Source organism: Bosea sp. BIWAKO-01 (assembly GCF_001748145.1).
In the GTDB taxonomy this organism is placed as follows: Bacteria; Pseudomonadota; Alphaproteobacteria; order Rhizobiales; family Beijerinckiaceae; genus Allobosea.
Genome location: NZ_BCQA01000001.1, coordinates 5,630,420 through 5,643,459 on the forward strand (window position 1 = coordinate 5,630,420; position 13,040 = coordinate 5,643,459).

Sequence of the window (13,040 nt, forward strand, 5' to 3'; positions counted from 1 at the left end):
CGGTTTTGGGATCGATGCAAACACGGAAAGGCTGAAGCACCGGGCCGGTCAACTGCGCAGCGCAGCCTCGATCGCAGCGCCGATCCGCTCGACGATCAGGTCGATCTCGCCGGGCTGGATGATGTAGGGCGGCGCAAGCAGCACGTGGTCACCGATCCGCCCGTCCACGGTGCCACCCATCGGGTAGCTCATCAGGCCGCGCGCCATCGCCTCCTGCTTGATCCGGGCATGCAGCTTCAGGGCCGGATCGAAGGGGGCCTTGGTCTCCTTGTCGGCGACGATCTCGATGCCGCGGAACAGACCGCGCCCGCGGATGTCGCCGACATGGGCATGCTGGCCGAGCCGAGCGTCGAGCCCGGCCTGCAGGCGCTCGCCCATCAGGCGGACATGTCCCATCATCTCCGGCTGCGAGATGATCTCGACGACCTTGTTCGCCGCCGCCGCCGCAAGCGGGTGGCAGATATAGGTGTGGCCATGCTGGAACAGCCCTGAGCCCTGGGCGAAGGCGTCATAGATCCGCTGCGACAGCAGCACGGCACCGATCGGCTGGTAGCCGCCACCCAATCCCTTGGCGATGGTGACGAGATCGGGCGAGATGCCATCCTGCTCGCAGGCGAACATCGTGCCGGTCCGGCCCATGCCGCACATCACCTCGTCGAGGATCAGCAGAACGCCGTATTTGTCGCAGATGCGGCGCACCCGTGCGAAATAGTCCGCGACCGGCCCGACAGCCCCCAGCGTCGCGCCGACCACCGGCTCGGCCACGAAGGCGATCACCTCCTCGGCGCCGAGTTCGAGGATCTTCGCCTCCAGCTCGTCGGCGAGCCGAGCGGCATAGGCTTCCGGTGTTTCATCCGGCCTCAGGTCACGATAGGCATAGCAGGGCGAGACATGGTGGCTCTGTGGCAGGATCGGCTGGAACTGCGCCCGCCGCCAGGCATTGCCGCCGGCCGCCAGCGCGCCGAGCGTATTGCCGTGGTAGCTCTGCCGGCGGGCGATGAAATGGCGGCGCTGCGGCTGGCCGATCTCGACGAAATACTGTCGCGCCATCTTGAGCGCCGCTTCGACCGCCTCCGACCCGCCCGAGACGAGATAGACGTAATCCAGCCCTGCCGGCGCCAGATCGATCAGGCGCTCGGCAAGTTCTTCCGCAACATCGGTGGTGAAGAAGGAGGTGTGGGCATAGCTGATGCGGTCCATCTGGGCGCGCATCGCCGCGAGCACCTCGGGGTGGCCATGGCCGAGGCAGGAGACCGCGGCCCCGCCGGAACCATCGATATAGCTGCGGCCGTCGGCATCCGTGATGGTGACGCCCTGCCCGCCAACCGCTTCCGGCAGCCGCCCGTTGAGGGAGCGATGAAGAATCCTGGTCATCCTGGCTTCCGGGTTAGCGTGGCCCAGCCGCCCTCATCGCGGCCTGCAATTCATGGCACAGGGCAGCGATCGGCGCACCTTGCGAAGACACCGGCTCCAACCGAATATCCTGTGGCGCAACGACCATGCTCTTGCTGAACACTGCGGCCTGAAGTGCCTGCGGCATGGCGAAACAGAGGCCTCGCGCCCGCGCTCCTCGCGATATTGGGGTGCTCTTGCCCGGCATTCCGACGCATTCGAGCCCGCAATTTCCCTCTTCCGGGCGAACATCCGTTCCGCTTCGGCAGCCTGGCGTATTCATGACCGACGCACCAACGGCAGGCCACAGCTGACGTTACGTACACATCCCTTGAAAGCACAAAGGAAGTGCTTTATATCCCCGGCATGGTTTCGCGCTATCAGTCGACCATGAGCTACGTCCTGGCCCCCTCGCCGGATGACATGCTCGCGATCCGCGCGACGCTCTCCGATTATGCCGAGATGATGCGCATCCTCGACGAGATCGAACGTGATCGCGGCGCCAGCGCAAATCTCGTTGCCCTGCATGAGCAGGCCTATGCCACCATCCGGGAACAGACCCGGTTGCCGGCGCGGCTGGTGACGCTCGGCCTGCGCGATCACGCCGGGCGGACAAGCGGGGCCACAGTCTCAGACCTGCCGCTCGATGGGCGGCTCTATGCCATCAAGACACCCACGCATCTGAGCCTCTCCACCATCGAGGGGCGCAGGCTGATTCCCTATTCCGTTGCCGGCTACGTACCGGGTTGGTCTGATCACGCCGAAGCACGGCTGGTGCTGAGGGATGATGAGACGCTCATCCTCGTCGGCATCACCTCAGTCATCACACCGAAGGAGACCGTCATGGCCACCGAAGGAATTCTATCGCGCATCGGGCGGATCATCGCAGGCGCCGCCCACGGCACCGTCGATGCGCTCGAAGGCGCCAACGCCATCGCCACCGTCGAGCAGTCGATCAGGGAGATCGACGCGGTCGCGGAGGATGCACGGGCCGGCGCCGGCAAGGCACGCGCCGAGGAGCACCGTCTCAAGGCCAAGATTGCCGAGATCAACGAGGAAATCGAGGATCTCGCCGGCAAGATCGAGGTGGGCCTGGCCAGCGGCCGCGAGGATCTGGTCACACCGGTGATCGGCCTGCAGATCGACCTGGAGGCCCAGCGCTCGGCGTTGGAGACGGCACTCGCCGAGGCTGCTGGCAAGATCGACGACGCGGGCAAGGCGCTCCAGGCGGTCAATTCGGCCAGGCAGGATGCGGTTGCCCGGCTCGCGGCCCTGAAGAAGAGCAAGGGTGCGGAGGACGCAAGCCAGGGCGCGAGCGCCTCGGTCCGCAATGACAACAGGCTGGCGCAATCGCTGAACGCGATCGAGCGCGTCACGGGTGTCTCGGGTCGGCCGACGACGGGGGCGTCCGAGGTCGAGGAACTCGCCCGCCTGCAGCGCGAGAAGGCAATCCAGGAGCGGCTGGCCCGCTACAAGGGACAGAGCGGTTCATGAGCGCGCTCACTGCGCCGGGCTTCTATCCCTTCACGATCGCCGCGCTGATCCTGGTCGGCATTGTTGCCATCGAGATCATCGCGATGGTCGTAGGGATGTCGATCTCGTCGCTGGTGAATGACGGGCTCTCCCATCACGGCGTTCACAGCGATCACGGCCCGCTCGATGCCTGGATGTCCTGGCTCAATCGGGGCGGCGTACCGCTGCTCGTCCTGATCATGATCGGGCTGGCCTCATTCGCCATCGCGGGCTTCGCGATTCAGGGCGTGGCCAAGGCGCTCCTTGCGCCGTTGCCGACACTGGTTGCGAGCGTGCTCGCCGTGATGGCAGCGCTGCCGATGACGCGTGCGCTGTCGCGTTGGACGGCACGGATCATTCCGAGCGACGAATCCAGCGCCATCAGCCAGTCCGAGCTGATCGGGATGACCGGCACGGTGACGCTGGGCCCGCTCGACCAGGGCAAGCCAGGCCAGGTCCGCGTCAGGGACCTGCACGGCAATATCCATGTCCTGCGGGCCAAGGCCGCCGCGGGCCACTTCATCCCGCAAGGGGCGAGCGTCCTGCTGGTCGATGGTTCCAATGGACTTTTCGAGGCCATTCCAGCGCCTGAGGAACTCGGCGCGCAGTCCTAAAGCTGGGTAAGGGGAAATACGTTCATGGACTATGTTTCCGTCCTCACGATTGCCGGAACGGCGATCGTGCTCATCATCGGCATCGGCGTCGTCATGGCGGCGCTCTATACGCGCTCGACCCGGGACAAGGCCTATGTCCGCACCGGCCTCGGCGGCAAGAAGGTCGTCCTGGACGGCGGCTCCGTGATCCTGCCGATCTTCCATTCCTATTCCTGGGTGCAGCTCAGCACGCTGCGGCTTGAAGTGCAGCGCAGCGAAGGCGAGTCGCTGATCACGGCCGATCGCATGCGGGCCGATATCACCGCCGAGTTCTACGTCCGGGTGAAGCCGGATGCGGACAATATCTCTCTGGCGGCCCAGACGCTCGGCGACCGGACGAACAATGCCGACCTGCTGAAGACCCTCGTGGAAGCCAAGTTCGTCGACGGACTTCGCTCGGTTGCTGCGACCATGAGCCTGAAGGATCTTCAGGAAAAGCGCTCCGAATTCGTGAAAGCCGTGCAGGATGCCGTCGCAGCCGACCTGCAATCCAACGGTCTCGAGCTCGAATCTGTTTCGCTCACCCGCCTCGACCAGACCGACATCAAGCATTTCAACCCCAACAACACCTTCGACGCCGAGGGTTTGACGGCCCTGACCCGCGTCACCGAGGAGCGCCGCCGCGAGCGCAACGAGATCGTGCGCGAGAACGAGGTGGCGATCGCGACGAAGGACCGCGAGGCGGCGTTGAAGCGCCTGACGATCGAGCGCGAGCAACGCGACGCCGAACTCAACCAGCAGCGCGACATCGTCAACAAGACGGCGGAGACGCGCGCGGAACAGGCCCGTGCGGAGCAGGCCGCGCGCCTGGCCGAGGAGACGGCACGGCTCGAAACCGAACGCGGCGTCGCCAAGAACGAGGCAGAGGCACGCCAGGCCAAGGAGACCGCCCGCATCACGGCCGAGCGCGGCATTGCCGAAAGCGCGGCCGAAGCGACGCGCATCACCGAAACGGCCAGGATCGACGCCGCCATCGCCGTTGCACAGAAGAGCGAAGCCGAGTCGCAGGCCAAGGCAAAGGCGGAAGAAGCCAAGGCCGCAGCCGTCACCGCCGAGGAGCAGGTCGCGACCGCGCGCGCCGTCGAGGTCGCCGAACGCGCCAGGAAGATCGCCGTCATCGACGCCCGCAAGGATGCCGAGCAGGCCGCGACCGGTATCACTGTGAAGGCCGAGGCCGAACGGGAAGCCGCCGAGAACCTCGCGGCGGCCATGCTGACCCAGGCGCAGGCAGAGGCCAATGCCGCCAAGTTCCGCGCCGGCGGCATCATCGAACTCGGCGAGGCAGAGGCGAAGCGCGAGCGTGCGATCAACGAAGCCCGCAACTCGCTCTCGCCGCAGATGGTCGATTTCGAGCTGACGAAACAGCGTATCGCCGTCATTCCCGAAGCGCTCGCGCAGGCGATGAAGCCGATCGAGAAGATCTCGGACATCAAGATCTTCAGCGCCGGTGGCCTGCTCGGCGCGATGGGCGCAGGCGGCGCAGGTTCGGCCGGCCAGGCCGGCCCGATCGCGGACCTCAGCAGCCAGCTCCTCAGCTACGGCGCGCAAAAGCCGATCGTCGATGCGATCCTGGCCCAGGCCGGCTTCGCAGGCGATGATCCGGTGCATGCCTTGCTCAACGGAACGCAACGCCCAGGCGGGCTTGCGGCAACCGAATCCGGTGCGGCGTAAGCGAACGAGAGCTGCGCGACATCAGCGCGCAGCGCTCCCCCCGGCTTGATCCGCGGAGAAGGGAGCCGAAAGCAGGCGGGGAAGCTTGCCCGAGGGCTCCCCCTTCGTCAGACGCCGGGAGCCTGATCGATGACCGTCAAGCGGGGGATTTTGGTCCCCCGCGCGATGATCGCGCCGGGGGCGATGACCGCGTTCGCGCCGACCCGCACATGATCCCCGACGAGCGCCCCGAACTTGTCGACGCCCGGCTCCACGATCCGCCCATCGAAGACGAAGCGGATGGCCTTTTCCTCCCATTCGTTGCGATGGTTCGCGATGGTGGCCCCGGCTTCGAGATTGACGTCCGCGCCCAGGATCGAGTCGCCGACGAAGTTGAAATGCGCCAGCCTGGCCCCCTTGAACATGAAGCTCGACTTGAGCTCGCATCCGGGCCCGATGATGCAGCCCTCGTCCAGGAATGCGCCGCCACGAAGATAGGCGCCGGCGGCCAGGAAACAGCCCGGCCCGATGATCGCGGGTCCCTTCAGGACAGCCCCGCTCTCGATGGTCGCGGTCCGGTGCACGGCGATATCGCCCTCGCGCCTGTAACCGTCATGGAGATCGTTGAGCGCCGCCCCGACCAGTTCCGCGGCCCTCCGGGTGATCTGCCAGGCGTAGTGATCGTCCCGTCGGACTGGCGAATCCGGCCAAAGCGCGACGAATTTCTCGATCTGCAGATCGGCAGACATGGCGTCTCCTCACTCTCTCGATCCCTTCGCTGGGCCGAGGTCAGCATCCCAACGCCAATTGCCGTTGATGTGCAGCCGCGAGCCATGCAACACTTTGTATTCAGACCGGACCGAGGACGCTTGGTGTATATCTGCGCGCATAGTGCCGGGCGACAACAGGGTTAGACGATCCCGCTTCGTCTAACGGCAGGACACCTGATTTTGGCTCAGGGAATTGTGGTTCGAATCCATGAGCGGGAACCACCCAGACCACATTATCGGCCGGCATTACCTGCTCCCGCTATTCGCGGTTTCGGACATTCATGCGCAATGAAGGCCAAACCTGAAGAGGCTGGAGGGCTGGCCAAGATATGCTGACGCTCGACCATCTCACCGTGATTGCGCCGACTCTGGTCGAAGGCGTCTGCCATGTTCGAACCTGCCTCGACCTCGATGTCCCGTTCGGACAGCGGCATGGCTATATGGGCACCTATAATCACCTGCTGCAGCTCGGCGGGGCCGTCTATCTGGAAATCGTCGCGCTCGACCCGGATGCGCAAGGGCCGGGGCGCGCACGCTGGTTCGGCCTCGACAATCCCGGAGCGGTGAAAGCCGATTGGGATGCGGGGCGCCGCTTGCGCGGCTGGGTCGCACGAACCAACGCCATCGACCTTGTCCTTCAAGGACGCGAAGACATCTTTGGGCGAAAGGTCTCGCTGCCATGGACCGCCCCCTCCTTTGACTTCGCCATCCCCGATGACGGCACCCTGCCCCTCGGCGGAGCGGCTCCCTCTCTCATCGACCGGCGCGGCAAGCCGCGCGCCATGTCTGCGATTGCGGATCTGGGCGCACGGCTGCGCTCGTTCACGCTCGAACACCGTGACGCCGTCGCCCTCTCCGCGCTCTATGAGGAAATCGGGATCGACCGTCCGCCTGTCATCATACCTGGCGATGATCTGCGCTATCGCGCGCTGATCGAAACGCCGGCCGGCGTGAAGGAACTGTCCTGAGTGAGCGAAACACCCGATCCCGCCGGACGCTCGACCCATCGCAGAGCGGTTCGACGCAAGATGCCTGACCATTGCGCTTCATGAACAAGGTACGCTGCATGCCCAAACGCCCACCGTTCGAGCGTATCGCGCTGCTTCTGCAAGGCGGAGGAGCGCTCGGATCGTATCAGGCCGGGGTCTACCAGGCCCTGGCCGAAGCCGAACTGCATCCTGACTGGGTTGCGGGCATCTCGATCGGCGCGATCAATTCCGCGCTGATCGCCGGCAATCCGCCGGAGAAGCGCGTGGATGCGCTGCGCAGCTTCTGGGAGGCGGTTACCGCGCCGCTGCCGGGTTTCCCTGCGATGGTCTCGTCCATGATGGGGGCGATGGTGGGGAACGGCGATCTCGCTCATGGCTGGCTCAACCAGACGCGCGCCTTTTCCACGCTGATGGGCGGCGCGCCGGACTTCTTCAGCCCGCGCCCGATCCCGCCCTTCCTGTCTGCGGCCGGCGGAGCCGCCGCAGAGAGCTTCTACGATGTCAGCCCGCTCAAGCTGACGCTGGAGCGGCTCGTCGATTTCGATCGCATCAATGCCGGCCCGATGCGTTTCAGCGTGGGAGCCGTGAATGTGAGAACCGGCAATTTCGCCTATTTCGATACGGCGACCCATGTCATCGCGGCCGAGCATGTGATGGCCAGTGGGGCCTTGCCGCCGGGTTTTCCGGCGGTAGAGATCGACGGCGAGAGCTACTGGGATGGCGGACTTGTTTCCAACACTCCGCTGCAATGGGTTCTGGACAGCCGGCCGCGCCAGGACACGCTCGCCTTTCAGGTCGACCTGTGGAGTGCGAAGGGCGAGTTTCCCACGGATCTGGCCAGCCAGGATTCGCGCTTGAAGGATATTCGCTTCTCAAGCCGGACCCGTGCAGCGACCGACCAGTTCCGGAAGAACCAGAGCCTGCGGCGCGCGCTGCGGCAGCTGATCGAACACGTTCCGAAAGCGGCATTGGCCAACGCCGATCCTGACGTTCTCGCGTTGATCGCCGAAGCCGACGACAAGATCCACAACATCGTCCACCTGATCTACCGCTCCAAGAGCTATGAGGGTTCCTCCAAGGACTACGAGTTTTCGCGCGCGACGATGGAAGAGCACTGGGCCTCGGGCTACGAAGACGCGTCCCTCACCCTGAGCTATCCCGAGGTGCTTCGGCCCGCGGAGACGCCCGATGGCGTCGCCACCTTCGATCTGGCTGAGCTCGCGATGCGAAAGCGCAGTTAGTGGCTTGCGAGCGTGTCGCCGCAGGTTTCAGACCGACAACGAGCAATGAGGACACAGCGTCATGAAGATCGCCGATGTGCGCGCCAATGCTTTCGCTATGCCACTTAACAACCCCGCCTACCCGAAGCCGCCCTACAAATTCTACAATCGCGAATTCGTCGTCATCAACTACCAGACGGATCCCGAACGGCTGCGCGCCTTCGTGCCCGAGCCTCTGGAGGTCATCGGCGATACCGTGGCCTATGAGTTCATCCGCATGCCGGATTCGACCGGCTTCGGCGACTATACCGAGACCGGGCAGGTCATCCCGGTGCGCTTCACCACCGCGTCGGGCGAGGTCCAGGAAGGCGGCTATGTCCATGCCATGTATCTCGACGACAATTCACCCATTGCCGGCGGGCGCGAGATCTGGGGCTTTCCGAAGAAACTGGCGACGCCGAAGCTGATGCATCAGCAGGAGACGCTCGTCGGCACCCTGCATTACGGCTCGGTCCTCTGCGCGACCGCCACCATGGGCTACAAGCATCGCGAGCTCGATCTGGCGCCGCTTGCCAAGGCCATGGCCAAGCCCGCCTTCATGATCAAGATCATCCCCCATGTCGACGGCTCGCCGCGCATCTGCGAGCTGGTGCGCTACTACATGGAGGACGTGACGTTGAAGGGGGCCTGGTCCGGCCCCGCCGCCCTGCAGCTCTTCGAGCATGCGATGTGTGACGTGGCGCGGCTGCCCGTCCACGAAGTGGTCTCGGCGAGCCACTACATTGCCGATCTGACGCTGGGTCTCGGTGAGGTCGTGTTTGACTACCTCGCGACCGGCGAAGCCAAGGCCTGAACGGCGATCCGTTCGGCGCGTCGAAGCGTGTATCGGCCGACGGGATCTGTGCTTCAATGTCGGCACACCCTATCGGCCGTCGTCGAAGAGCAACCGGCCCTTCACTCCGGGTTGAAATGATCGACGCTGCCGAGGTGGCGACGCCCTGTCTCCCTCGCCCAGCAAATGGAAGGTCCGCGCGCTTCCAGGCAAGCAATCATTGACGTAGGCGGCGGAACGTCAAGATCTCGAATCGGCCCGAAACTGACGTAACGTCGCCACTCCGATACAAGCATCACACACTATGCCCTAGCGTCAGTATTATCCATCCGTGTTGCCGAATTGTATCTACTCTCATATTCCGATCGCGCGCAGGTATCGGCGCCGCCAGGACGGCTATCCTCCATTCGATTTTTGCTCTTTGGCTCGAAGTTGACGAGGCCAACGAACGAATCGCGTTGGGCCGTGCCTTTGGGGGGCGCAACTTGAATTTCTGGGCATCGACTGGGCGCCAGGCGCTTGTAGCAAGCACGAACTCGGGCATGTCTACGGGACCCGAGCGCCAATATTCCGGCATGCGGCGGGCCTGGTTGGCCAGCGTATCGGCGCTCGCCATGCTTGGAGCCCTGTCGGCAACGCCGGCATTGGCGATCGATGTCGCGAACCAGAGCGACTGGAACGCGGCCGTTGCGGCCGTGGCTGCGGCGGGGGCCGGCTCCACGACCACGATCAACATCACCAACGGCTTTACACTGACGAGCTCGCTCGCCCAGCTCCAGGCGAGCAACGCCAATGTCACGGTGAACATCACTGGTAACAGCCAGGTGATCGATGGTGCGGCGGCCTTTCAAGGCATCCAGGTCAATGGCGCCAATGCGCCGACCGTCAACATCTCCAACCTGTCGATCACCAACACCGCCGCGCGCGGCGGCAAGGGACAAAACGGCCAGAACGGCTTCTTCAGCAGCGGCCTGTCCTATGGCGCGGGCGGCGGCGGCGGCGGCGGCCTCGGTGCCGGCGGCGGCCTGCTGGTCGGTAGCGGCGCCAATGTCACGATCGCCGAAGTCAGCTTCAGCGGCAACGCGGCGACTGGCGGCGCCGGCGGCAATGGCGGCGTCGCGCAGAACATTGCATCCGATCCGGTCAGTGGCGGCAATGGCGGCGCCGGCGGTGCGGCCAATAATGGCGCTGCCACCGGTGGCGGCGGCGCAGGCGGCCTCGGTGGCAACACCGGTACGCAGGGGACCGCCGGCACGACGGGATCATCCTTCGGCGATGGCGGCGGCGGCGGCGGCGGCTCCGGTACCCACAACAGCACGTCCTACACGTCAAACAACCCCGGCGGCGGCGGGAATGCCGGTGGCGGCGGTGGCAGGCCAGGCGGCGACGGCGTCGCCAACAACAACGGGTCGCAAGGCCCAGGCTCGGATGGCGGCTCAGGCGGCAATGGTGGCGCGGGACGTGGTGGCGCAGTCTATGTCGCCACCGGTGGTTCGCTGACGATCCTCGATTCCACGATTTCGGGCGTCTCCGTCACTGGTGGAACCGGTGGCAGTAACGGCGTCGGCCAGGGCCCCAGCTCGATCAACGGATCGCCTGGTCTGGCCGGGAGCGCCTCGGGCGCCGCGATCTATCTCAGCGGCGTCACGGCCAATATCGGCGTCTCCAGCGGGACGGTGACCTACGCCAACACGATCGGCGGCACCGGCCTGACCAGCGGCGGCGTGAGCACGGCGCTCAACAAGACCGGCGCGGGCACGCTGACCTTGTCCGGCGCCAATGACTTCATCGGCAACGTCAACATCAGCGGCGGTAGGCTGTCGATCAGTGCCACCGGCAACCTCGGCAACATAGCCAACGACCTGGTGCTCTCGAACGGCGGCGTGCTGGCTGTCACCGCTACGACCACGCTGGCGGCGGCGCGGACATTCAGCGTCACCGGTTCGGGCGGCATCGATGTGGCGGGCGGCACGACGACGACGGTGCAAGGCGTCATTTCGAACGGGACATCGGCCGGCAGCCTGGTCAAGACCGGAAACGGCACGCTGACGCTTTCGGGGGTCAATACCTATACCGGAACGACCTTCATCACCGCCGGCACCCTGACCATCACCGGTGGCCGGGCGATCAGTGACGCCGGTCGCATCGAGATCGCCAGCGGCGCGACCCTCGATGTCGCGCAGAGCGAGACGATTGGCTTCCTTTCGGGAGCTTCGGGCGCGCAGGTCATCATCGCCAACGGCCAGACGCTGACGACCGAGGACAACACCGGATCGGTCTTTGCCGGGACGATCTCCGGGGCGGGCAGCCTCAACCAGAACTTCGCCGGCACGACGGCAATTTCGGGCACCAGCACCTATACAGGTCCGACATCCGTGACTGTCGGAACGCTGGTGGTGAACGGCTCTATCGCCTCATCCTCCAGCTTGACTGTCAATGCGGGCGCCACGCTCGGTGGCTCCGGCCAGGTCCCCGGCACCACGATTTACGGCACGCTCGCGCCAGGCAATTCGCCGGGCACGATCACGGTCAATGGCAACCTGACGCTGGGTGCGGGCTCGACCTACATTGCCGAAGTGCAGGGCGCGGTCTCCGACCGGGTCAACGTCACCGGCACGGCAACCCTTGCGGGTACGCTGCGGATCGTGCCGCTGGGAGGCCCCTATACCTTCAACAGCGCCTATACCCTGCTCTCGGCGGCGGGCGGCCGCAGCGGCACGTTCGGCACGACCGATGTCACCTCGTCCTTCGGCGACGGCGTCACCAGCGCGGTAAGCTACACCGCCAATGACGTGCTCCTGACACTGACGCCCAAAGCGATGACGACGCTCGGCGTCACGGCTCCGCTGAACGCCTATGCGGTGGCCGCCGGGCTCGATCGGGCGGTCGCGGGCGGGGCCGATCCGTCGGCTTTGTTCGGCATCTACAACCTGCCGGCCGCGGCGATCCCCGGGGCGGTGAACCAGCTTTCGGGCGAGGCGCATACGGCGGCCCCGGCGATGGCGGTCTCTGCCGCCGACCAGTTCCTGCGTGCGATGCTCGATCCCTTCGCAGCGGGCCGTGGCAGCGCGGGGGCTGCTCCTGGCGAAGCCTCGTTCTCCGGCCTCGTCCGCAAGGGCGCCGACGCACCGACCGCGCCGGCTTTCCTCGATCCGCCGCCATACACCGTCTGGGGCGCGGCCTTCGGCTCGGTTGGCCGCACCGACGGCAGCGCGCGCGTCGGCTCGGCCAAGCGCGATCTCGACGATGCCCATCTCGCCGTCGGCGCCGATGTCAGGATCATGCCCGGCACGGTCGCGGGTTTTGCGGTCTCCGGCGGCAGCGCCCGCTCCTCGCTGTCCGGCGGGCTCGGCAAGGCCGAGGCCGATGTCTTCCAGGCCGGCCTCTACGGCACGACCCGGCTCGGGCCGGTCAATCTTGCCGCCGCCTTCGGCTATGGCCGGCTCGAGAACGAGATCAAGCGCGCGATCCCGGTGCTCGGCAGCGCATTGTCCTCGTCCTATGCCACCACCGCCTGGAGCGGCCGGCTGCAGGCGAGCGCCGCGGTGCTGTCCTGGAACGGCCTGACCTTCTCGCCGCTGGCGGCGCTGCAGGCGATCCAGGCGCGCAGCCCGGCCCTGACCGAAGCGAACTGGGCCGGCGCCAATGCCGGCGCACTCACCCTCGCCCGGCGCAACGACATCACCTCGCGCAGCGAGCTTGGCCTGCAGCTCGACTATGCCAGCGGCCTCAACGGGCTGCCGGTCGCGGGCTATCTCCGGGCGAGCTGGGCGCATTACTACCAGCGCGATGCCGGCCTCTCCGCCTCGATTGCCGGCCTGACCGGCGCAGGCTTTGCGGTCGAAGGCGCAAGGCCCGCCCGCAACAGCGCGCTGCTCGCCGCCGGGCTCGACCTCAAGCTCAGCCCCTCCGTCACGCTCGGCGCCCGCCTCGACGGCGAGCTCTCCGGCTCCACAAACCGCCTCGGCGGCCAGGCTCAGATCAGGGTGAGCTTCTGAGCGCAAACCACTGCAGCAATGAGC

Annotated in this window: 9 protein-coding genes and 1 tRNA gene; 8 read left to right on the forward strand and 2 right to left on the reverse strand. The window is 65.9% G+C overall.

Annotated features, from left to right (window positions below):
• Window positions 1-48: 48 nt before the first annotated feature.
• Entirely contained in the window at window positions 49-1,374 is a 1,326-nt protein-coding gene (locus BIWAKO_RS26260; RefSeq protein ID WP_069881156.1) for an aspartate aminotransferase family protein, read from the reverse strand.
• Window positions 1,375-1,740: 366 nt separating this feature from the next.
• Here BIWAKO_RS26260 and BIWAKO_RS26265 point away from each other — a divergent pair, with 366 nt between their 5' ends.
• Genes BIWAKO_RS26265 through BIWAKO_RS26275 form a run of 3 tightly spaced genes read left to right on the forward strand, consistent with a single transcriptional unit; the run spans window position 1,741 to window position 5,228 of the window.
• Window positions 1,741-2,886 (forward strand): PspA/IM30 family protein, encoded by a 1,146-nt coding sequence (locus tag BIWAKO_RS26265; RefSeq protein ID WP_084651841.1) that lies wholly within the window; start codon window positions 1,741-1,743, stop codon window positions 2,884-2,886.
• Window positions 2,883-3,518, forward strand: a complete 636-nt coding sequence (locus BIWAKO_RS26270; protein ID WP_069881157.1) for an OB-fold-containig protein — start codon at window positions 2,883-2,885, stop codon at window positions 3,516-3,518. Before BIWAKO_RS26265 ends, BIWAKO_RS26270 begins: the two co-directional genes overlap by 4 nt.
• A gap of 24 nt (window positions 3,519-3,542) precedes the next feature.
• Complete coding sequence (locus BIWAKO_RS26275) at window positions 3,543-5,228, forward strand: flotillin family protein (protein WP_069881158.1); 1,686 nt, start codon at window positions 3,543-3,545, stop codon at window positions 5,226-5,228.
• A 107-nt stretch (window positions 5,229-5,335) separates the two neighbouring features.
• Here the strand turns inward: BIWAKO_RS26275 and BIWAKO_RS26280 are convergent, their stop codons facing one another.
• Window positions 5,336-5,956 carry an LbetaH domain-containing protein gene (locus tag BIWAKO_RS26280; protein WP_069881159.1) on the reverse strand — a complete coding sequence of 207 codons (621 nt, stop codon included), beginning with the start codon at window positions 5,954-5,956 and terminating at the stop codon, window positions 5,336-5,338.
• 169 nt (window positions 5,957-6,125) lie between these two features.
• Here BIWAKO_RS26280 and BIWAKO_RS26285 point away from each other — a divergent pair.
• From BIWAKO_RS26285 to BIWAKO_RS26305, 5 genes are all read left to right on the forward strand, one after another.
• Window positions 6,126-6,199: transfer RNA gene (locus BIWAKO_RS26285), tRNA-Gln, on the forward strand.
• 107 nt (window positions 6,200-6,306) lie between these two features.
• On the forward strand, window positions 6,307-6,945 hold the full coding sequence (locus BIWAKO_RS26290) for a VOC family protein (RefSeq protein WP_069881160.1): 639 nt from the start codon (window positions 6,307-6,309) through the stop codon (window positions 6,943-6,945).
• Between the two features lie 98 nt (window positions 6,946-7,043).
• Window positions 7,044-8,207, forward strand: a complete 1,164-nt coding sequence (locus BIWAKO_RS26295) for a patatin-like phospholipase family protein (RefSeq protein ID WP_244523553.1) — start codon at window positions 7,044-7,046, stop codon at window positions 8,205-8,207.
• A gap of 61 nt (window positions 8,208-8,268) precedes the next feature.
• Window positions 8,269-9,039 carry an acetoacetate decarboxylase gene (locus BIWAKO_RS26300; RefSeq protein ID WP_069881161.1) on the forward strand — a complete coding sequence of 257 codons (771 nt, stop codon included), beginning with the start codon at window positions 8,269-8,271 and terminating at the stop codon, window positions 9,037-9,039.
• 521 nt (window positions 9,040-9,560) lie between these two features.
• On the forward strand, window positions 9,561-13,016 hold the full coding sequence (locus BIWAKO_RS26305; protein WP_069881162.1) for an autotransporter outer membrane beta-barrel domain-containing protein: 3,456 nt from the start codon (window positions 9,561-9,563) through the stop codon (window positions 13,014-13,016).
• Window positions 13,017-13,040: the final 24 nt, after the last annotated feature.